The sequence below is a fragment of the Paenibacillus sp. VT-400 genome (assembly GCF_001029205.1).
In the GTDB taxonomy this organism is placed as follows: domain Bacteria; phylum Bacillota; class Bacilli; order Paenibacillales; family Paenibacillaceae; genus Paenibacillus; species Paenibacillus amylolyticus.
In genome coordinates this window covers 224,479-246,272 of record NZ_LELF01000067.1, presented here as the reverse complement: position 1 = coordinate 246,272, position 21,794 = coordinate 224,479, and the positions used below count along the sequence as shown (strand labels likewise).

20 protein-coding genes are annotated in these 21,794 nt (G+C 46.2%); 7 read left to right on the top strand and 13 right to left on the bottom strand.

All coding sequences use genetic code 11. The annotated features are described in order from the left end of the window. Genes EL84_RS11780 through EL84_RS33100 form a run of 3 tightly spaced genes read left to right on the top strand, consistent with a single transcriptional unit; the run spans position 1 to position 1,472 of the window. Positions 1–501: a MarR family winged helix-turn-helix transcriptional regulator gene (locus EL84_RS11780; RefSeq protein ID WP_235431522.1), complete on the top strand. Its 501-nt coding sequence runs from the start codon at positions 1–3 to the stop codon at positions 499–501. Between the two features lie 29 nt (positions 502–530). Further along, positions 531–1,205, top strand: coding sequence for an NADP-dependent oxidoreductase (locus tag EL84_RS11775; protein ID WP_200904526.1), 675 nt, complete (start codon positions 531–533; stop codon positions 1,203–1,205). A gap of 6 nt (positions 1,206–1,211) precedes the next feature. After that, positions 1,212–1,472 (top strand): zinc-binding dehydrogenase, encoded by a 261-nt coding sequence (locus EL84_RS33100; RefSeq protein ID WP_200904556.1) that lies wholly within the window; start codon positions 1,212–1,214, stop codon positions 1,470–1,472. A gap of 92 nt (positions 1,473–1,564) precedes the next feature. Here EL84_RS33100 and EL84_RS11770 read toward each other — a convergent pair whose 3' ends face one another. After that, a complete protein-coding gene (locus tag EL84_RS11770) occupies positions 1,565–3,550 on the bottom strand; it encodes a CotH kinase family protein (RefSeq protein WP_053061458.1) in 1,986 nt (661 codons plus the stop codon). Positions 3,551–4,010: 460 nt separating this feature from the next. Between EL84_RS11770 and EL84_RS11765 the strand changes: the two genes are divergently transcribed. Continuing rightward, the gene (locus EL84_RS11765; RefSeq protein WP_047844120.1) at positions 4,011–5,747 is read left to right on the top strand and encodes a methyl-accepting chemotaxis protein; all 1,737 of its coding nucleotides are present in this window, start codon (positions 4,011–4,013) and stop codon (positions 5,745–5,747) included. Positions 5,748–5,846: 99 nt separating this feature from the next. On the opposite strand, the gene EL84_RS11760 is transcribed toward EL84_RS11765, so the two are convergent. Both EL84_RS11760 and EL84_RS11755 read right to left on the bottom strand, forming a co-directional pair. Then, on the bottom strand, positions 5,847–6,383 hold the full coding sequence (locus EL84_RS11760) for a hypothetical protein (RefSeq protein ID WP_036606361.1): 537 nt from the start codon (positions 6,381–6,383) through the stop codon (positions 5,847–5,849). Positions 6,384–6,488: 105 nt separating this feature from the next. Beyond that, entirely contained in the window at positions 6,489–6,851 is a 363-nt protein-coding gene (locus EL84_RS11755) for a hypothetical protein (RefSeq protein WP_036606359.1), read from the bottom strand. Positions 6,852–7,159: 308 nt separating this feature from the next. Here EL84_RS11755 and EL84_RS11750 point away from each other — a divergent pair, with 308 nt between their 5' ends. Beyond that, positions 7,160–7,738 carry a TetR/AcrR family transcriptional regulator gene (locus tag EL84_RS11750; RefSeq protein WP_047841834.1) on the top strand — a complete coding sequence of 193 codons (579 nt, stop codon included), beginning with the start codon at positions 7,160–7,162 and terminating at the stop codon, positions 7,736–7,738. Positions 7,739–7,815: 77 nt separating this feature from the next. Continuing rightward, positions 7,816–10,002, top strand: coding sequence for a YhgE/Pip domain-containing protein (locus EL84_RS11745; RefSeq protein ID WP_047841833.1), 2,187 nt, complete (start codon positions 7,816–7,818; stop codon positions 10,000–10,002). Positions 10,003–10,131: 129 nt separating this feature from the next. Here the strand turns inward: EL84_RS11745 and EL84_RS11740 are convergent, their stop codons facing one another. The 9 genes from EL84_RS11740 to EL84_RS11695 all read right to left on the bottom strand — a co-directional run bounded on the left by EL84_RS11740 (position 10,132) and on the right by EL84_RS11695 (position 18,238). Further along, the gene (locus EL84_RS11740) at positions 10,132–10,473 is read right to left on the bottom strand and encodes a DUF4190 domain-containing protein (protein ID WP_152683004.1); all 342 of its coding nucleotides are present in this window, start codon (positions 10,471–10,473) and stop codon (positions 10,132–10,134) included. A gap of 533 nt (positions 10,474–11,006) precedes the next feature. Then, positions 11,007–11,762 carry an amino acid ABC transporter ATP-binding protein gene (locus tag EL84_RS11730; protein WP_047841830.1) on the bottom strand — a complete coding sequence of 252 codons (756 nt, stop codon included), beginning with the start codon at positions 11,760–11,762 and terminating at the stop codon, positions 11,007–11,009. A 33-nt stretch (positions 11,763–11,795) separates the two neighbouring features. Further along, on the bottom strand, positions 11,796–12,455 hold the full coding sequence (locus EL84_RS11725) for an amino acid ABC transporter permease (protein ID WP_047841829.1): 660 nt from the start codon (positions 12,453–12,455) through the stop codon (positions 11,796–11,798). Positions 12,456–12,567: 112 nt separating this feature from the next. Continuing rightward, positions 12,568–13,338, bottom strand: a complete 771-nt coding sequence (locus EL84_RS11720; protein ID WP_036672520.1) for an amino acid ABC transporter substrate-binding protein — start codon at positions 13,336–13,338, stop codon at positions 12,568–12,570. 132 nt (positions 13,339–13,470) lie between these two features. Further along, a complete protein-coding gene (locus tag EL84_RS11715; RefSeq protein WP_047841828.1) occupies positions 13,471–14,028 on the bottom strand; it encodes a DUF4825 domain-containing protein in 558 nt (185 codons plus the stop codon). Further along, a complete protein-coding gene (locus EL84_RS11710; RefSeq protein ID WP_047841827.1) occupies positions 14,025–14,720 on the bottom strand; it encodes a permease prefix domain 1-containing protein in 696 nt (231 codons plus the stop codon). Before EL84_RS11710 ends, EL84_RS11715 begins: the two co-directional genes overlap by 4 nt. Beyond that, entirely contained in the window at positions 14,717–15,076 is a 360-nt protein-coding gene (locus tag EL84_RS11705) for a PadR family transcriptional regulator (RefSeq protein WP_047841826.1), read from the bottom strand. Before EL84_RS11705 ends, EL84_RS11710 begins: the two co-directional genes overlap by 4 nt. Positions 15,077–15,528: 452 nt before the next feature. Then, positions 15,529–17,034, bottom strand: a complete 1,506-nt coding sequence (locus EL84_RS11700) for an alpha-glucosidase/alpha-galactosidase (RefSeq protein WP_047841825.1) — start codon at positions 17,032–17,034, stop codon at positions 15,529–15,531. A gap of 190 nt (positions 17,035–17,224) precedes the next feature. After that, positions 17,225–18,238 (bottom strand): AraC family transcriptional regulator, encoded by a 1,014-nt coding sequence (locus EL84_RS11695; RefSeq protein ID WP_047841824.1) that lies wholly within the window; start codon positions 18,236–18,238, stop codon positions 17,225–17,227. 181 nt (positions 18,239–18,419) lie between these two features. Here EL84_RS11695 and EL84_RS11690 point away from each other — a divergent pair, with 181 nt between their 5' ends. Next, complete coding sequence (locus EL84_RS11690; RefSeq protein WP_047841823.1) at positions 18,420–19,037, top strand: histidine phosphatase family protein; 618 nt, start codon at positions 18,420–18,422, stop codon at positions 19,035–19,037. A gap of 409 nt (positions 19,038–19,446) precedes the next feature. Here the strand turns inward: EL84_RS11690 and EL84_RS11685 are convergent, their stop codons facing one another. Continuing rightward, on the bottom strand, positions 19,447–21,783 hold the full coding sequence (locus EL84_RS11685) for a rhamnogalacturonan lyase (protein WP_047841822.1): 2,337 nt from the start codon (positions 21,781–21,783) through the stop codon (positions 19,447–19,449). Positions 21,784–21,794: the final 11 nt, after the last annotated feature.

Sequence of the window (21,794 nt, the reverse complement as noted above, 5' to 3'; positions counted from 1 at the left end):
ATGATGACAGCCAAAGATGATTTCAAAAAGCCTGATAATCTCCAGGAATTAAATAATGAGGAATTCAGTGCAGTAGCGCAGTATCCCATCAGCTTTAGCATTTTTGCTCTGGCACGCTCTCACAAGGGTCTTGCTGCGCAGTTGATTCGGGATACCGGGCTTTTTCCCGGTCAAGAGATTATGCTGATGCAGTTATATGCACAAGACCATCAATCCCAAAACTCATTGGGTCGCACACTTCGCCTGGATCACTCAACCGTAGCCAAGTCTGTTCGCCGTCTGGAAGATGCCGGTCTCGTTACTCGGAGTCGTTCCAAAACAGATGGACGGGTGACCATTGTATCCCTAACAGAAGCCGGACGCGCACTGGAGGATCAAGTGAATAACGCCTGGCGCCAAGTGGAGCAGATCACCACAGCTGGCCTCTCCGAGGAAGAAAAGAACTTACTGTTATCTCTTTCACAGAAAATTGCTGCACAGATTGATTCATCCCTATCCTAAATTTGCTTAACGAATGGAGCGTGTGCACAATGCATACATCTAAAATGAAAGCTATTCAGATTCATCAATACGGAGGACCCGATACATTACAGTTCGAACAGGAAGTCCATAAGCCCCAGCCAGCTGCCGGCGAAGTTCTGGTACGCATTCAGTATGCTGGAGCCATTCCACTGGACTGGAAGATTCGTAACGGCTGGTTGCAGGACGTGTTTGTCAAAGAGCTGCCTTATACACCCGGAACGGCCATGTCAGGCATCGTGGAATCCGTGGGAGAAGGCGTCGATACCTTCAAGCCGGGAGATCGCGTTTTTGGTAATGTGAACGGAAGTTATGCCGAGTATGGTATGGCTCCTGCTACGGATTTGGTGCATATGCCAGACAACCTGAGTTTTGAGGATGCTGCGACCATTAAAGGCGGAGCTGAAGCGGCATGGAAAGCACTGTTCACCGAAGGTGAGTTGGAAGCTGGGCAAACCGTTCTGATCCACGCTGCTGCGGGCGGTGTCGGACAATTCGCAGTGCAACTGGCAAAATGGAAAGGCGCTCATGTTATTGCTACCGCGTCTGGTGCCAATGTTGATTTTGTTGCTTCATTGGGTGCTGATCAAGTGATTGATTACAAGACAGCCTTGTTTGAAGATCTGGTAAGCAATGTAGATCTGGTTGTTGAATCGGTCGGTGGAGAGATCGAAGATCGTTCATGAGGTGTTCTGAAACCTGGGGGTAAACTGGTATCATTAACTCAACTGCCTTCTGCCGAAAAAGCAGCGCAGTATGGTGTTACAGCCAAGTTTAATTCCAAATTCCCGACATCAGAGGATCTGTACACAATCGCTCAGCTAATCGCTAACGGTTCCCTCCGCTCAGAGATTGATTCTATCTTCCCTTTAAGTGAAGCGAATCAAGCGCATGCCAAAAGTGAGGCCAGACATGGACGAGGCCGGATTTTGCTGGATGTTCGCTCCGTCTAACCTGAAAAGCAGAACAAAAAGGGATTCGATCTGACCATCGAATCCCTTTTCTCGTTCCCCATACAATAACGTTGATCTGCAGGAGATATTTCTTATTTGGATGTAAGGCTTACTTGTGCAGCGGTTTGATCCCAGTCCACGGTAAGTCCCAGTCCTTCTGAGATGAAGCGTACAGGCACAAGTGTGCGACTGTTTTGAATGATCGCTGGTGCATCAATTTCGAGTGTATCTCCATTTACGGTTGCGGTGCTGCTCCCGATCTTGAGCACAAGGGTCTGGTCATCCAGAACAGCTGTTACCGTCTTCGCCGTTTTGTCCCAAGTCACTTCTGCACCCATTGCTTCGAGGATTGCGTTCACAGGCACCATCACTCGGCCACTTTGCTGCAGCGGGTCCTGATCCGGGAATGTGATCAATTTACCATCGAGAGTTACGGTAATGGTTTTGTCAGTTGTTCCGGATGAGGTATTCGAACCTGTCTCTTCTGGAGTCTCAGGCAAAGGCGTTACTTCACGTCCGAGTTGCTCTTGCAGATTCGCAAGACGGTTCATTGCAAATGTCGTCAGTGATCCGGCTGCCATGGAGCCCATGCCTCCGCCCCCACCGCCGCCAAAGTTACCACCAGGGCGTGTCTGGGTATTATCTCTACCCGTTGTTGCATCTGTTGTACCGTTTCCAGTTGCGGCACCCGGCTGAGTTGGAGGTGTCATTCCTTCGAAACCTTCAGGCGGAGTCATTCCTTCCATGCCTTCGGGTGGGGTCATGGCTTCAAATCCTGCTGGTGGTGTACCGCCCATACCACCAGCCGCGTCTGCATTTGCAGAATAAGCGATGTTGGATTCAAACTGTTCTGTCGTATAAAATTTCGTTGGATCTGCTTCTACGTAAGGACGAATCTCATCGGCAAGGCCAGTGATACGATCCTGAATGCCTTCCATGTAGTCCGTCAGTTCATTGACGTAGCTCAAATATTTTTCCTTATACTCTGGCACAGCAAGTAGGTTGTTAATCATCGGTACATTTTCCATGTTAATGCCTAGTACCGGCTCGTCCACAGATACGTTCGTTGCGTTGGTGTTGGTCGTGGTTGATCCGGTTGTTGTGCCACGTCCACCTCCACCCGAGTACCCGTTGAAGGACATGTTAAAGTCCCAAGGAACAACGGTGAACTTGCCAGCGGCATCACTGTAGAGCATGTAGTTGTGTCCTTTGTCGCCGTTATAGCTGTCATAGTTGCCAAAAACAATGTTGCCTGCAATATATTGAAGCGCTGAATCCACGTCCAGTACACTTTCAATATCACCTTTTTCACCTTCTGGCATCTCGTTCAGCGTTTGGATGAAGGTTTTGAGTTTGACTTTGTCCTTATCCGTACCCAAGTCCTTGGTGATTGTACTGTAGTCACTGCCCTCTTCATATTGAAGATAACTCTTCTCATCCGTATCATAGAGGACACCTTCTTCGTAATCCTCACCGTAGTTGCGCTCCAGATAGCTATCATCTACTGCTTCAACGCCAGTATAGAAACCCACCAGCTCGCCGTTAACATACAAATTAACATAGTTCGTCATTGGTACATCCATGCCAATGCTGCGCAGTGCTTCATAATGAAGAACTTCGCGCATATACGACGGATCGGCGTAGTTATTGTTTAGTACCATTTTATCCAGTCCAAGCAGGGTTTGTGTTTTGTCGTATTTATCAAACTTCAGTCTGAAGCTGTAACGGTCCGAATCTTCCATTGAGGCTACAGCTTTCAGGGTCAGATTGCCCTTGGTGGAGAAACCGACATTGTCCAGCTTGTTGCCGTCCACTTCCACACTAACATTCTTATAATCCTTATCCAACGGACTTTCGAGCATGCTCTTCCAGTCTGCATCATCAATCGTTACATTCACATCAATAACGTTATCCGTCTGGAACAACGATTCATAAGCTTGCGTCACGCCTGCACTCGTGGTTGTCGCTGTACTTTCTGCTGCAAATGCCGCATTCGGACTTGCAATCAGACCAAAAGATGACGTTACCATCGTCACGGACAATGCCGTTACTGCAACTTTTCGTAATAAAATATTCAAATGATGAATCCTCCTTCTTGGTTTCTCTGTTAAGCAACTGAGGCTTATGTAACCATGGTAGGGGACGAACCTTTAGTGAATCTTAAACACGATCAAAAAATGATATGTATCACTATGAAATTTTCATGGATATACAAGAAATATAATGAAAAAAAGCGCAATTATAACCTTGGAACCGGTTCATAAGTCCTATTTTGTTGCAAATATCTAATATTAATATGCCTATATAACGATATATCTGAAGAGTAGAACTTACCTGGAGTTCATATACGTGAATAGCAAAACCCATTACGAAAAGCTTTTAGAAACAAAAGAGAATTTGATCAGACAGGATATTAAGGGACGATTTCACAGTTTTTAAGTCAACAATTACATAGCGTGTACAACACCCAGGGTAAGTCCTTCGTCACAATCGTAGAAGGAGTGAACCATCTTGTTTAATAAGCTTCGCTGGAGTACCATGCCTTTCTTTATCAAAAATTTGGTGATTTCATTCGGCAGCATCATGTTGATCGGTGTAATTCTGATTACTGCCGCGTATCAATTGCAAAAAAATATCTTGGTTGAACAGTTGCACGACCAGGCTACCGTCATCACCCAGAAATGGTACGATGATCTCGACACTGCCAAAGTAGCAGAAGCGGCTAAGGAAAAAAGCTACTCCGGTCCTGTACAGCTGGAAATGAAAACTTATCTCGATTCCATCCATGAATTCTATCCAAACATCGCGCAAGCGTACATTTTTGGTTCAGAACTTGAGGAAGGAAACGGAACGTCCATCATCGCGATTCCAACGAACCTGTTGGAACCATTCGAGGAAGGTAACCTGCCCGCAGGTGCCATGTACCCGTTGCCTCAGAATAACGTCGTAGTGCTGGAACAGATGAAAAAGGACGGAAAGCCTGCCTTCAGTGATTTCTACACGGATGAGTACGGAACTTGGACCACTCTGATCTATCCGATTAATAACGCAGATGGCTCGATGTACGCTGCTCTTTACTTCGATGTAGATGCAAGTGCCGTTCCAAAAGGCCTGAACAAACTGCTTACGTACGGCTTGATGTTCCTGATCGGTTTCCTGATCCTGTTCATGGTGTTGCAATTCATTTTGCTGAAAAGAACGTTGCTTCCGATCCGCAATCTGATGAAAGGGATCGAGGAAGTCAGCACGGGTAATCTCGACGTAACCATCGATACCGGACGAGATGATCTGGGTATCATCAACGAGAAGTTCAATGCGATGATCCATCGATTCAATACAACCATCTATAAAGTACAGAATACTTCGCATCACCTCTCGGAATCTTCCAAACAACTACTGGGCATTTCCGAGAAAAATAATGTGAACATTCAATCCATCAGCACCAATATTCGAGAAATATCTACTGGACTGGTGTCACAAGACAAAGCCACTGTGGAGAACGCACGTGCCATGACAGAGATGTCCACGGTAGTGCAGACGATCGCCAGCAGCTCAGCCGATGTGGCAGATGAAGCACTCAGCATGGAGCAGCGCTCCAGCACAGGTAATGTGGTGATGCAACAAGTTATTGAACAGATGCGCCTGATCTCCGGTGCGGTGCAAAATACGTCAAACTCGATTCAGTCTTTGGAAAATAACTCGAACCAGATTAGCAACATTGTTAACGTGATTACGGAAATTGCCGGACAAACCAACTTGCTTGCACTTAACGCTTCAATCGAGGCAGCCCGCGCAGGTGAAGAAGGAAGAGGTTTTGCGGTGGTTGCAGGTGAGGTACGTAACCTGGCAGAGCAATCGCAGGAATCAGCGAAGCAAATTCGACAGTTAATTGAAGAAATTCAACGGGATATCATGCAGTCTTCCGAAGCGATGCAGTTGGGTTCCAAGGAAGTTACCAAAGGCTTGGAAGTTACCCAAGAGACTGGTGTATTCTTCGAGAATATTCTGAATGCTACGAATAAAGTTGCAAACCAGATTCAGGATATCTCCAGTTCTACTGAAGAAATCTCAGCAAGCACACAAGAAATGTCTGCCACAGCCGATGAACTGTCTGCCAATGTCAGCAAAGCAGCAAGCAGCAGTAAACAAATTGAGCAGTCAATTGATGAGCAGGAAGCCTCCATGGCAGCCATTGTGAGTGCCTCCGATGAGCTCTCGGTTGTATCCGAGCAACTTCAAGAACTGATTTCATTCTTTAAAGTACGCGCAGAATAGAATTAATACGAAACAGCTAACAAGAATACGACACAGTAAAAAACCAAGGCTCATGAGTGACTAACTCGAAGCCTTGGTTTTTTGTTGTTATCAGGTGTTTTATTCCTTTTGATCAGCATCTACTTGTTTAAACAGTATGTCTTCCCCACTTATAATCATCTTTTTCTCGTCATTGTAGCCAGATTGTTCGGATCGAAATCCAGCATTAAGAATAAGATCGGCCTCACCATTCGATATATATTGAACCTGCTCCGGTGTAAGGATTATTTCAACTTCTTCTGAATACCAGCTATCTTTCTTTAATTCGGTTGCCAATTCTTCACTGGTACTTGACCTCGGTGGGAGAAGCGTCTTTCCATCCATTTGAAGATCAATATCGAAAAGCTGTTTCGAATGGAAAATCTCGTGGTTGGCATCTTGTCCCCTATACCTTATCCCCGGTTTAAAAGTGAAGTCGTGATCACCAAATTGTTGGACATTTAATCGGAGTTCATAATCACCCAATTGTCTGGTTGCCGTCATCGTCTGTCCCTCTCTTTGAATTCGGTCTGGTACTGTATCGTTGCTTTCCAATGATGAATCGGAACAACCCATTAGGACAAGACACATCATCAGGAGGTAGGAGAAATATTTCAAGGTAGACCTCCTCTCACTCTAATATATAATCTGGCTCTGAAAGTTTGGACGCAGAATTGTACCATTAAGTTACATTATTAATAAAATATATAAGAAGTTCTCCACTTAAGAGAAAGCATATCTAAACAGCCCATAGTATAGAGGTCCAATCGCGATAACTAATGTTATCAACATCCAAACTCTCCTCGTCATAATTGGTAATCCATCCAAAATCTCTTCCCCTTCGTTATCCTTTAAAAGCATTGCGAATAATACATCCCATAACAGAGCTGTCACAGTAATAAATTTCCACAAAGAAGGATTTAAAATAGCTGTTTCCGTTACATATCCTAGCAACCCTATCCATGTAATAACGGATACGACAAAATCGATTTTGCTAAGTTTAGACTTATACTTTCCTTTAATAAGATACGAGAGTGATGCTGTGCCAAGCAATCCAAGATAGATCGTCCATAAAACGTGTTCCATACGTACTCCTCATTCTTTGCTGTATTTTAATATTTACTGTTTCTTCGCCACCCTTTGCTATTATAGCTATTCAACTCTATAACTGATATATATAGCACTTTTCCATATTATAGTAACTCCTCATCCGTACTTTCCTCTACTCATTTATTGTTTTCATCCCCCAGCCCACATTATGACAAAGATCACATCCACCTTCCCTGCTCAAGTGCTACAGTTGTTAACGACCAACTGACTATAATAGTAAATTGGTCAAAAAAATAGGGTTACCTTACCCATTACCTTTCAACATATAAGGAGGTGTATATGCGATGAAAACGATAGATCGAAGGCAACAGGTGATGGATTCTGCCGAGAAATCCTTTGCCTTGTTTGGCTACAAAGCCACAACGATGGAGCAGATTGCGAGACTTGCCAATGTGGGCAAGGGAACGATCTATACTTTTTTCGATAATAAAGAAGAACTGTTCAGCGAGATTCTGCGCTCGATCATTGCTGATATGAGACAGATTACGGAGCAGACCGTGAAGGAAGAGAACTCCTTTCTGGATAACGTGCATATGAGTATGGATTCTTTGCTGGAGTATCGGGAGGAACATGAGCTGTTGATCAAACTCTTTCAGGAGGTTAACGAGTTCGGTACACCGCAGGCCAAGGAAGGTTTGCAAAAAGTGGAGACAGCCATTCTCGAATATTTGGAGCGTCAAGTGAGCCGTGCCATGGAGCTAGAGCAGATTCGCAGGGATGATCCCAAGTTGGATTCTTTTGTCCTGCTGAAGCTGTATGTCACCTTAACCTCGGATTGGAACAAAGCGCATCCTACGTTGCACAAAGATCAGATCAAGGATTTTGTGGGCCTCTTTCTCAAGAATGGCTTATCCCCCATCTAGAGATAGGTATGCCACTAGATTCAACACATAATAGAGATAGAACACACGGATTAGCGTAAGGATAGGGAGAGAACATGATGAAATCATTCCACGTATTTGGGCAGGATCTGAAGTCCGCCTTCAAGAAACCAAAAGTATTTATTCCGATTCTCGTTGTACTGTTCATTCCGGTATTGTATAGTGGCCTGTTCCTGAACGCATTCTGGGACCCCTATGGCAAAATGAACGAGTTACCTGTAGCCGTGGTCAACACGGATCAGGGTGCAGTCTACAACGACAAATCACTGGAGGTCGGTCAGAATCTGGTCGATGAATTGAAGAAAAGTGATGATTTCGATTGGCAATTCGTGACTCGTGAACAAGCAGAACAAGGTATGGAAGACAACACGTATTATATGACAATTGTGATTCCGGAGGACTTTTCCACCAAAGCAACAACCCTGATGGATGAGCACCCCGAGCCGGCAGGTCTGATCTATGAACCCAATGAAGGATACAACTTCCTCGCGGGTCAGATTGGCGGCACGGCGGTCAAACAAATTCGTTCCAAAGTCGCTGCCAAAGCCACAGAATCGTACACTGAAACGCTATTGGATCAGGTCGAAAAAATCTCTGGTGGTTTGGCAGATGCCGGGGATGGAGCAGGTCAGATTCATGTTGGTGCGATCACGCTGGATGAGGGTGCTGCTACATTAAAAGAGAACCTGTCCAAACTGGCGGCAGGCACCGACAAGCTGGAAACGGGCGTAGTTCCGTTAAAAGAAGGTACGTCTACTCTCGCCCAAGGCATAGGTGATCTTCATACTGGCGCAAGCGCCCTGTCCAGTGGGCTATCCCAATTGGCAGCAGCAGGCACGAAGCTGGGTGATGGAGCAACCCAGGCTGAAGCGGGTGGAAAACAGTTACAGGCAGGAATTCAATCCGCTCAAGAAGGTGCAGCCAAGCTGGATGCAGGACTGACAGCTTCCGAGGAAGGTAGTGCAAAGCTGACTGCTGGGCTGCAAAGTTCTGTTGAGGGCAGTGGCAAAGTTAGCGAGGGTGCCAAAGCGGTTGCGCAAGGTCTTGCCCAATTAGCTGAAGCGAGTCCGGAACTTGCCGCAAGTCCTGCTGTGCAGCAACTCCTGGCAGCCAGCCAAGCCGTAGCTACGGGCAGCGAACAGCTGTATCAAGGCGGACAGCAATTGGTCGCAGGCAGTCAAAACCTGTACGCTGCACAGCAACAACTGCATCAAGGTAGCAGCCAGTTGGTACAGGGTGAACAACAACTGGTACAAGGAGCCACGCAATTATCCGTCGGACAAGAAAAGCTTGCGACTGGTTTACAACAGTTCAATTCCAAATTATCTGAGGCAGCTGCTGGAGGAGCCAAACTTGCGGACGGTTCAAGTCAATTGGATGCTGGTGCAGGCAAGCTGGTTGCGGGTGTAAGCCAGTTCACTGATGGAATCTCAACCCTTGCAGATGGCTCACATAAGCTCGATAACGGTGCTGGTCAATTAAAAGAAGGTACGCTTAAGTTAACAGATGGCTCTGGTGAACTTGCCACCAAGTTGAATGAAGCGGCTGAGCAGACGGGCAGTGTGAAAAAGACGGATGAGCTGGTAACCATGTATGCAGAGCCTGTTCAGGTCGATGAACATAAATATAATGAGGTACCTAACTACGGTACAGGATTCTCGCCATACTTCCTGTCACTCGGGCTATTTGTCGGCGCATTGATTGCCACACTGGTTGTACCCACACGTGGCAGCACAGTTAGCCAAGCAAGTGGCTGGAATCGTTTTGTGAGTAAAACGCTGGCTTTCACACTCATGAGTGCAGCGCAGTCCCTGCTTGCTTCATGGCTGGTCTTATACGGCTTGGGTCTGGATGTTCAGAGCGTTCCATTGTTCCTCTTATTCAGCTTTGTTACCAGTCTAAGCTTCATGTACATCATTCAGGCACTGGTGACTTGGCTGGAGAATCCGGGTCGTTTCCTTGCCATTCTGATGCTGATCTTCCAGCTCACCACCAGTGCAGGCACCTTCCCGCTCGAACTGATTCCAAATTGGCTGAAAGTGTTTAATCCATGGCTGCCTATGACCTATTCGGTAACAGGTTATAAAGCAGTCATCTCAAGTGGACAGTTCGGTGTAACTTGGGATCAGATTGGTATTCTGTGCATATTCGCCGTGATTGGGCTTGGAGGAACCTTAACTTATTTCCTGATGCATCGCACCACGGAGAACGCAGACGTCAGCAGTGAAGTCGCACTTCCCCTGTAAATTCGTAAATTAAAAAGCAAAGGCATGTACCTAAACCCCACCCTCTTCTAGATAACAAGAGGTGTGAGTTAAAGTACGCCTTTGCTTTTTTAGTTTGAGATAAAATCTAAGTTTGCTAACTTCATATTTCTAGTATGTAGAGTAAATTTCAGAACTTGAGATAGCGAAACTAAACAATAGCACGAGCAAAATAAGTAATACATACATCGCTGTACCGATGATTCCACAAACTAGACCAGCAATCGCTAACCCTTTCCCCTGCTCCATGCGAACTCTGATCTCTTTGAAGGCTAAAGATGCAAATATAATCGCGGCGATTCCGATTAAAATTCCCACGTAAGGAATCGTGACGGACAGAATCCCCAAAACTAGTGATACAATCGACTTACTATTGGTCTTTGGTACTACATAAGGCGGTGGTGGCAATGTGTCGTTATAATAACGATCTACATCATTTTCGCGATGTTCCAAGGTAAATCCTCCCTGTTTATTAAGTATGTTCATTATAATCGATTATTAGGAAAAACAATATCCATATTGTGTTAATTATAAATTACTATATAAATCCATAATCTTATAGATTGTACTTCAAGGATATGAATTTAAGAACCATTTATCCGTGTGATGATATAAATCAAGAATACCTCTAACATATAGATAGTATTATAGACGTAATACTTTTCTGAATATCTTTGGGGGATCACTACGATGAAAATCGATAAAGTAATGAACATACTTATGATTGTGATGCTTCTACTTATTGCTTTTTATCAAAATAATGTAGCTGTATTATGTTTTAGCATTGTTTTGTTTGGAATCATGAGTTACACCACTTATCGAATTCGAACACGTTGGAATGTAGTAACTTATATCGTGTTGACCCTGGTATTGATTATCTGGAACATATACCTGTGGACATAAGCTATTTTTTCAAAAAAAGAACGCAATCCCTTATTACTTATAGGATTGCGTTCTTTCCACATTTCTTAGATTTGAAGTTTCTTCTATCCTTCCACTTCCACCCGCTGCAAAAACGTCCGCGTACGTGCAAGCTTTGGATTGCCAAAGATCTGCTCTGGCGGACCTGCCTCTGCGATCTCGCCGTTATCCATGAAAAATACACGATCCGCAACGTCACGGGCGAAGCCCATCTCATGCGTAACAATCATCATCGTCATGTTTTCCTGTGCAAGTTGTTTGATTACGCGTAGTACCTCCCCGGTCAGCTCTGGATCGAGTGCCGACGTCGGCTCATCAAACAGGAGAATGTCCGGTTGCATCATCAGTGCCCGGGCAATAGCTACACGCTGTTTCTGTCCACCGGACAGATTACCAGGGTAGACATCGGCCTTGTCCGACAGCCCTACTTTGCCGAGTAATTCCAGACTACGATATCGAATGACGCTGGAGCTTTCTTTTTTCAAAGTTTTCGGTGCAAGTTCCAGATTATCTTGTACAGTTAGATGCGGGAACAAATTGAAATGCTGGAACACCATACCCATACGATCCGTCATCTTGCGAATATCTGCGGCACCCGCGTAACGGCCATTATCAACCAACGTTTGATCCTGAATGCGAATCGTTCCACCCGAAATATCCTCCAGATGAATCAGGCTGCGCAGCATCGTACTTTTCCCCGAACCCGAAGGTCCGATGACGGCAATTACTTCGCCTGGTTCCACGTTAAAAGATACCTGTTTCAGTACATCAAGTGCACCGAATGATTTTCTCAACTGATTTACTTCTATTATATGTGTCATATGCAGACAGTCCTTTGATTGATCAGATTTAATTTATTCAAATGAAAACCGCTTCTCCAGTGCCTTGAACAGCACGGTGAGTACGAGTGTCATGAGCAGATACATAACCGCCGCCACGAAGAAAGGTGTCAGCTGTAAGTCGCGATTTACCGCCGCTTGGGCGTAATACAACAGCTCAGGTACAGCTACGGCATAGAGCAGTGCCGTATCCTTGATGAGCGTAATGGATTCATTGGCCGTTGCGGGCAATACTACACGAATCATCTGAGGAATAATGACTTTAGTCATCGTTTGCCACTTTGTTAACCCCAGTACCTTCGCTGCCTCATGTTGCCCTTTATCAATGGAAAGCAGTCCGCCCCTGAAGATTTCAGCGAAGTACGCCGCATAGTTCAGGATGAACGCAATCCCCGCTGCAACAAAACGATCAAACACCAGATACTCTCCAATCACCGGAAGCAACGGTAAACCGAAGCAGAAGAATAGAATTTGGAGCAGTAGCGGTGTTCCTCGCATCACATATACATACGTATGGGCAATCCACGCCAGCAGTTTAATCTGGCTTCTCATCGCAAGCGTGACCGCAAATCCAAGCGGTACAGATAACACGATCGCTAGCAAGAACATGAAAATGGTGGTCTGTGCACCCTCTAGCATAGGTTTTAAAATGGTCGATAAATAATCCCAACTCATTGTGTTGTCTCCTCTAATCTGTTAACCCCGCATTCCTCTGGGGCATAAATCGCTCCAGCATGGAATACGGGGTCCGTTTTGTTTCTAACTATATAACAGGTGTGTAACCTGCCTATTTCAGAACCTTATCTTCACCCAACCATTGGGTGGAGATTTTAGCAGCTGTTCCGTCTGCATTCAGCTCATCCAACGCTTTTTGCAGCTGATTCAGAAGCTCTTCATTGCCTTTTTTGATACCAATGCCATATTGTTCCGGTGCAAGAGATTCATCCAGCAGTTTGAATGTTCCCTCTTCTTTGGACATGTAGTATCTCGCTACCACTTCATCAATGATGACCGCATCCAGACGTTTTGTCTTCAGATCCGTTAGTGCAAGCACGTTATCCTTAAATTCGGAAGCTTTCACTTTATCCTTCAAAGGACTTGCTGCCAGTGCATCTGCCGCGGAGGACAGCGCCTGCAATCCCACATTTTTACCATCAAGTTCATCCAGCTTTGTGATTGGCGAGTCTGCCAAGGTAATAGCTACTTGACTGTTTTCCAGATACGGCTTCGTGAAGAGCACTTTCTCTTTACGCTCATCCGTAATGGTGTACCCGTTCCAGATCATGTCGATCCGGCCACTGTTCAGCTCTGACTCTTTGGAAGACCAGTCGATCGGCTGGAATGTGATTTCTTTACCCATTTTCTCCGCTGCAGCTCTTGCGTAATCAATATCAAAACCAACAATTTCATTTTGCTCGTCCCGGAAACCCATTGGAGCAAACTTGTCATCAATTCCTACAACAATCGTGTTATCGTCTTTGCTTGCGGAACTGGAACAACCAGCCACAATCAATACACATATGCTAATGAATAATAGTAGAATCGCTTTTTTTCTCATCTCTCGAACCCCCCCATGTCTATAACCAAAACCCAAACGCTTTAGTTCGTTACCACGTTATCAGAGATTTATAATAACATAGCATGGGAGAAGAGTCGAGTCTCTTGCCTATTTCCTTCTATTTCATGCAGTTTAATTGTCAACAATCTGTGAAAAAGCCTCTTTCACTTGTGCCGGTTCTACCAGCTTCTCGCGTACAGTCGAATTCCATAGCTCCGGGTTCTGAAGTTCCTTTAATTCCGTACCTGTCCATTGTTGGGCAGATTCACGACGTAAGGTATGGCTGGTATTCTCAAACTGGTAGACGATCTGCTCCAGATTATCGATCATAACAAAGTTCGAAACCGCATTATATACAAGTATCCGCTCAAGTTCCTCTGCATCCATCTCACGCGTATCCAAGCTATAATTCACTTGGACCGTGAAGGTCTCCGGATACAGTTGGTAACCATTCAATCTTTCACGTAAAGGTAAAGCCTGATTCAGATGACTAAGGTTTGAGTTATCACCCATGTAGGGACTGCGATATTTGGCTAAAGTGGCAAAATCATGTGTCAGCGGATTCTGCTGCTCTTCCTCGTACCGAGCCTGTTTCGCCTCGATCTTCGGATTAACGAAACCTTCAACAATCACTAAGCCACTGATGCCCAACACAACAAGTGTTATAATCCATATGTTTCTAATTCTCATAACGCATCACTCACTTCATACTTACTAACGATCCGATACGCCCGATGCACAACCAAAGGAATAATAACACTCAGTAATGGGATGGCAAAGGCAATGACGATCACAGCAAACTGATAGGGTCCATCCACCTGAATGGGTCGATTAAACCAGATGTTGCTTCCGAATCGTAACGCTGCCTGCGTTCCCCATAGTACGAGTATTAATACCGCCCACAACCACCATATTCTGCGATTCCACTGCACTAAGGCAGGGATTCGAATAACCGTGGTTTTCACGGAAGTTGCAGAATCGTTCGTCTTGTTGATCAACAGATACAATACATACATGCCACCAACAATGAGACTCACGATCATAAGCAGATTGTTTATGGCGGAGCCTTGCATCAGCACTCTCATTGGAATGGTAATGATCCAGGCTATGAGGCTATAAATCAGAGCAGACTGCAACAACGCTGTCCAGTAAGGAACACGTTGTACCCTTCGATGGTCACTCATCACTTCATCCATACCAGCGATATGCTGAATGGCGGTCTGGAACGCCTTCTCTTCACTCATACCCTGCGAGATATAATCGTCAATCCGCGCAGCGAGATTGCTGTGAATCTCTTCTTTTAATTCTCGATTGTCTAATGTATCTTGTGCGTGAGCGAACGAACGATTCACATGGCGAGTGATGCGAGCTTCCAATCTCATAGGTCTTCATCTCCTTTTTCTCCAGTGACAATCATGCAATCAATCAGTGCCTTGGCTGCTTGCCAAGCATGAACCTGCTCTCTATAGGCTTCGAGGCCTTGCGTTGTAATTCGGTAATATTTGCGTCGTCCTCCCTGCGTCTCTTCCCCCCAGTAGGACTCCACATATCCACTCTTCTCCAGCCTCTTCAAACTGGAATAAAGCGTAGGTTCCTTCAATTCAAACTGCTCTCCGCTCTTGCGATAGATCTCCTTAATAATGCTGTAGCCATAGTTATCTGCGGGTATAAGTACACTCAGAATGATGGGGTCAATATTGCCCCGAATCAGATCACTGTTAATCACTTGCACATCCATCTACGAGTTTCACCGACTTTCTTCCGTCCTGTGTATACTATAAGACATATTACTATGTCTGTAAAGGTAATATGTATCACATGGTAAATATGCATCGCAAGAGTAACACTAGCAACATTCCTCTCTTGCAAATAAAATTCTTCAATACGATAAGAACATTGACCACATTGGTATTTCTTTCAACTATGCTGATATTATCCGGCTGTAATCCTACTCCAAGTCATGGTACAAACAAAACTGCCTCACCCTCAACTCTTTGCGAGAAGGTTCATTCCAGTTAGCGCAGGAAAAAGGTACTCATTATTATGGAGCCTTTGCCCGCTGGATTTCCTCTCAAAATTCGCAGGTTTCCTTGGGTGATACCTCTTTTGCCTTTGTTATCCGTGGTTTCGAAATAAAATAGAAATAAACAGGGCCCCTCCAATTTTGGAGAGGCCCTTACGCATTTTTATCTATTGCTGCACTTTCTCGCGATCTTTCCCTTTATCGGATTCACCCGCGTTTTTGTTCGCAGCATCGCGATCCTGTTTCATTTCTTCCACCGTTTTCACCTTAAGACGTGCTGCACCTTCATATTCCTTTGTTGGAATCAAGTCACCTGCAGCAAGTCTTGCTTCTGCAGCTGCAATCGCATCTCCGTACTGCGGCAACCACTCGGCCTGTGCAACGAGCATCTCGTCGACCATCTGCCAAATTTCTTTTGGATTACACACGGCACCCACCAGCGGATCCATCATGAACGCCTGACGAAGTAACTTGTCGTCTCCGTTCACCGCGGCTTCAACCGCGAGCCGTTGCACGGAAATGCTCACATTACATACCGCAGCTGGGCCAAGTGGCAGATCCCCTACATGCGGCATGGAGATACCGTTACGATCCACATATCCCGGTGCCTCAATAATCGCATCATCCGGCAGGTTGGAGATGACTCCATTATTAACGGTATTGAAATGTCCACGATAGACACGTCCCGTCTCAAGCCCTTCAATAATGTACGAACCGTGCTCCTCGCCCCGTTTTTCCGGAATGAATTGCATCGGTTCGTCCTTCATCCAGTTAGGAAAATCAGTCTCAAACCAGTTGCGCCCCTCGGTACACACCCGCAAATATCCACCCGTCTCTCCGTTGATCCAGTTGCCCAGGTCGATCCATTCGTTAATCTCTTCCGGACGTTTGCGGTACCACGGCACATATTCACTCAGATGACCATTTGATTCCGTGCTGTAGTAACCGAAGCGGCGCAGCATATCGATCCGCACTTTCTCGGTGCGGCTGTACTCGGGATGTTTTTCGAAGGCTTCGAGCAGATCACCTGTAAGATCCTTACCTTCATGAGAAGCCTGGATATACCAGGTCTGATGGTTGATGCCGGCACAGACAATATCCACTTCACTCTTTTTCAATCCAAAAGCTTCCGCAATCTGATGATGACCATGCTGTACACCATGACACAGTCCGATCGTCCGCACACCGCCGTACTTGTTGCAAGCCCATGTCAGCATCGCCATCGGATTGGAATAGTTCAAGAGCAGTACGTCGGGTGCACTCTGTTCACGAATATCCTTACAGATGTCCAGCATCTCGGCGATTCCGCGTTGTCCATACATAATGCCGCCTGCACACAGCGTATCGCCGACACATTGATCAACACCATATTTCAGTGGAATATCCACATCCGTTGCAAATGCTTCCAGTCCCCCAACACGAATCGTACACAGTACATACTTCGCATCTTTCAACGCTTCTTTCCGATCCGTTGTTGGCTGAATCTGAATATTCAATCCATTCTCACGGATATCCCGCTGACACAGCTCAGTCACCATGTCCAGATTGTGCTGGTTAATATCGCAGAACGCAATCTCGATGTTGTTAAACTCTGGTACCGTCAGCAAATCCCTTAACAAACCCCGTGTAAATCCGATACTTCCTGCCCCGATAAACGCCACTTTAAACGACATGCCTATGTCCTCCCCTAAATCCGAATCTTTCGCTTCGGTTAATGACCCTCTTCATGAAATCATTGTACCAACCGCAAATAGGGAAGCGTTATCAAAATCATGACCTGTTCAAGATCTTGTTGTCAAAAATCCTAACTTTTACGCGCCAGTCCCACTGATCGATATGTCTTCGAAAATAAATGCAATCGGCTCATTCATCCGACGGGTACTGACTAACATGTCGTTCCATAGAGGAGCGAAATTCGACCGGAGTCATGCCCGTCGTCTTCTTGAATAACATATGAAAATACTGACGACTGCCTACTCCAACATAGTCGGAGATTTCCGAAATAGGAATATTCGTCTGCTGAAGCAGCATCTTGGCCTTCTCCATGCGAAGCATCGTCAGGTAGTCGGTCGGTGTGCGCTGCGTGTGCTGACGAAAAATACGATGTAAATAGCCTGGATGCAGATTAACTGCTGCCGCAATATCCTTCATCTGAATGTTGCGATCCATATTGTGATGCATGAATTCAATGGTTCGTTTGACGTACAGTTCCGCCTGATCTGGCGCACTCCGGCTCATTTCTCCACGCAGACGTGCAACACGGACCAGCAACTGGATGAACAATGTACGCACCAGCATGCCCTGTTCTGGAGACGTTAGATTTCGGGCCTCGCGGTGATGCAACCTTTCTTCTGGCGGAATGATCTTCATCGGCACGTTCGATCTTCCTTGCTCCAGCAGACCACGCTGATCGAGTTCCAGCACCAGACTTTTCATAATATGGTACACCTCTTCCGGATCAGGCAATACCAGATATGGCGAAGCATTAGTAAGTAGAGTGTGAACTTCTTCCTCCTCCAGCGCTAGCTGACGGATGGATAACTGTCCGGGAGGTGAGCCTGAGAATCCAAACTCCACATTGAGCATCCGGCAAGGGACACCATCTTCCACCAGCAAACGGTGCGGGACACCGGCATCGAGCATAATGAACTGTCCTTTTTTCAAAACAGCCTGCTCCGAGCCCCCATCCGGCATCTGCACATCCACCCGGCACATTCCCGAAATAATATACATAATCTCTGTGGAATCATGATGGTGATAGGACATACGATAGTTGTCCCATTGCTTGTAGTAGTACGCGTAAAATCGCGGCCCGCAATCCTCTGTTCGCAAACCCTCCTGATACAGGCTTCCTGTCCAAGGCTTTGTGATGCTCATGTCGATACCTCCATTCCTTCAACGATCGATCCTCACTTTTCTCCATTGTAGCAATTCTATAGGTTGAATATAAACTGTCTTGCTTAAAAGCCTCATTGCAATATTTAATTAGATGAATATATAATTAGTTTATTATCTAATCATTTATGTGAACTGTCTATAACTAAGGAGGTTTCCAATCATGAGTACCACCTTTCATTTGGTGAGACATGGTCTCAAAGAACGAAGAATCGGTGATGTCTCCCTCACTTCCGAAGGGGTTTTACAAGCCGAAGCCACAGCACTTCATTTTGCCAGAGCTACCTTTCCCGTTACTAAAATCCTTACCAGCCCACTTCGACGAGCCCAAGAAACCGCCAACATGATTGCCCGCCACACCCATTCCCATACAACCGAAGATCCTCGCCTGCGCGAACGTGCCAATTGGGGCGATTGCCCGGATCAGTCATTCGAAGAATTCATTGCGATGTGGGATCGATGTACGTCTGACCCAGATTACATTCCACCCGTGGGTGACTCGGCCAAACAGGCTGGTGAACGGCTGGCCTCCCTCCTAACCGAATTAGCTAATGAAGAGCCAGAGAACAGTAACATTATTGTGGTTGCACATGGTGGACTCATTACTGATTTTCTGGTGCAAACCTTTACCGAGGGCGAGCTTAACGTCTGGCATTCCGATTTTATAACTATGCAGAACCAACTTATTCCCGAGTGCTCCATCACCACCTTGATCCATGATCAAGGTAACTACACGATTGGAGCGTTCGCTTCTACCGTGCATCTATATAAGTTGAAATAAAGATTATTTACACTGACACTACGATGACAGAACAACCTTCCAATCGCTGTTATCCCCAGATTTATTGATTCTTTTACTAAAGGGAAAATCCGGGGATAAAGGCGAACGCTTCGCTTTTTCAGGTTTTTTCTGTCCTCTCCGTTATCGTGTAAATGATTAGTTCAACTTATTTAGACTTAACATATGAAAAAGAATGATGTAACACGGATGGATTGAATCATGCCAACCTCTACCCGCAGATCCTAATGTAAAAAAAGCTCTGAAACCTCCATGTGACGAGACACATGGGAATTCCAGAGCTTCCAAGCTTCGATGCCAACGCTTAAAACTAACGACGCTGCGTTACGTTACATCCTGATCATGAACACATATTATGTTGCTATTGTTAGCTATTATTACTCCGGCCTGCTTACTTTCCGCCCTTACCTGGCGTGTAGAACTTAGGCAGCGTTACTTTGGACCAGTCCATATCCGATGCCATGTAGAAGGACGGATAGGACGGCTGGTTGTATCCACTGTTCTGTCCGGCAATGCCCACGCGATACATCGCATCATGCATCAGCGTGTACAGCTTGCGGTCTGTCTTCTCGGTACTCAGATAGATACGAATCGCTGAACTGTCGGTGGTTCTCACCAGCATCTCTTCTCTCCAATCCCCGAAGATATCAGCTACGAGAGACGGCGTACCTTTCGTGTGATTGTTGGTCAATGTGCCTGTTGCGGTCAGCAACGTGCCACGACTCCAATCCTTAATGGTTGGGGTAACATCAATCGCACCATCTACGATCTGTGTCGTCATATCGGCAGACCAACGGATATTCATATTCGTTCCCGGCATCTGATCACTGATTTTCTCACCCTTAGCTGTCCACAAACCTACAGCCCATGTCTCCAGCCCACGGCGAGTCGGATCAACATCACCCACCATGCCGCGACCGGTATCTTTCCCCGTGTACCCACCATAGATTACTTCTCCGGTCTTCGCATCACGCAGGGAATAGCCGTATGGCGCCCACGGACCACCCTCGTGTACCATGAAAATCTCAAGTCCCGGACGATCCGGGTCAATATCTGCCACATGAAGTGCGTCCCCATGACCCAGACGGGCAATCGTTCCCGGTGCAGCACTCTCGGCTGGCATCAGGTCTGTGGAGCTGTACAGCACGCTGCCGTCATGATCAATTGTAGCGGAGCCATAGATAATCTCCTGTTTGCCGTCGCCATCCACATCCGCCACACTGAAATAGTGTGCACCTTGAGTGGTGATGGAACCATACTGCGGATCTGTACCATCTACGCCGTGCGGTCCGTCATTGAATGGGTTCTTCATCGGCGTCCAACCGCTGTCCACTTTCCATTCCTTTTTCAGTTTCTTGCCGTCCCAATTGTAGGCAACCATCGTCGAACGTGTGTAGTATCCGCGTGCAAAGATTGCAGACGGCTTCTTGCCGTCCAGATAAGCCACTCCGGCTAGGAAACGATCCACCCGATTCCCGGGTTCGATCCGTGCCATCGCATAATCGCCCCACATCAGGCCATCATCATGACGCTCAGGTTCATATGGAATGGTTTCCAGCTCTTTGCCTGATTTACCTTCAAATACCGTAACATACTCCGGTCCATCCACGATAAAACCTTCAAACTTGCGCAGCTCATTTCGGTTACTGCGTTCTACTGCGTACACATCAATGAAATAGTCGGCCAGGCTCTCGGCATCTTGCTGAGATAATGGGTAGTTATATTTTTTCTCCATTCCAAAAGCCTCTTCCAATGTCGCAGGCCAGTTCCCCTTCACAACCTCATCGTGTTTATGCCAGTTTTTGAACATATCCACCACGTGATCATAGTAACCATCCGCACTTAAACGATAATCATCTTCGTTCGAGTACCCTGCCTTGCGATCCTGCTTCGGAAGCGTGATGTACTTCTCGGATGTTACTTTTCCTTTTTTGTTATATTTGATAATCTTCGTGCCCGGCGCGGTCTTGAACATCATCTCTGCCTTGCCATCCCCGTCAAAATCGTAAACGAGCATCTGTGTATAATGAGCACCTGCACGAATGTTGACCCCAAGATCAATTCGGTACAGCAACTGACCGTCCAGGGTGTAAGCATCAATGTAAGTTTTACCGGTGTACCCTTTTTGCGATACATCCTTGGCGTTGGAAGGGTCCCACTTCACGAAAAACTCATACTGGCCATCCCCGTCCACATCACCCACACTCATGTCATTGGCGGAATACGTATAAGCTTCTCCCGCAGGCGTCACACCATCGGCGGGTTTTTGCAGTGCAATGTCCACATACCCGTTCGCCCAAGGTTTGACTGATGCACTGCGTTTGCTCTCCTTGCCCTTCTTGTTCACCGCTGCCACTTCATAACGGGAAGACGATTTGCCCGCGGTATCTACATAGTTGGTGCTGTCGGTGACGGTAGCGATCTTTTTGCCATCACGATAGACGTTAAAGTCCGTACCTGTCAGCCCTTTGTCGCTATACCCTGTGGCCTCGTCACCAAGCAATCTCCAACTGAGAAAAACACCTTCAGATGTCGATGCAGCCACCAAACCCCGATTCAGATATTCCAGTTGAATCTCTTTCACGTGACTGCCCCCCTTATGTGATTGCAGGCCAGCCTCCGTCGCCCCATTACCGTTCGAAGCTTCCGCTCCCGTAACGCCAGCCGTTCCTCCAATGAGCAAAGCTACGCTAAGTGCCGAAGAGAGCACCTTGGCTGCAAGTGGCATACGAGCCTTCC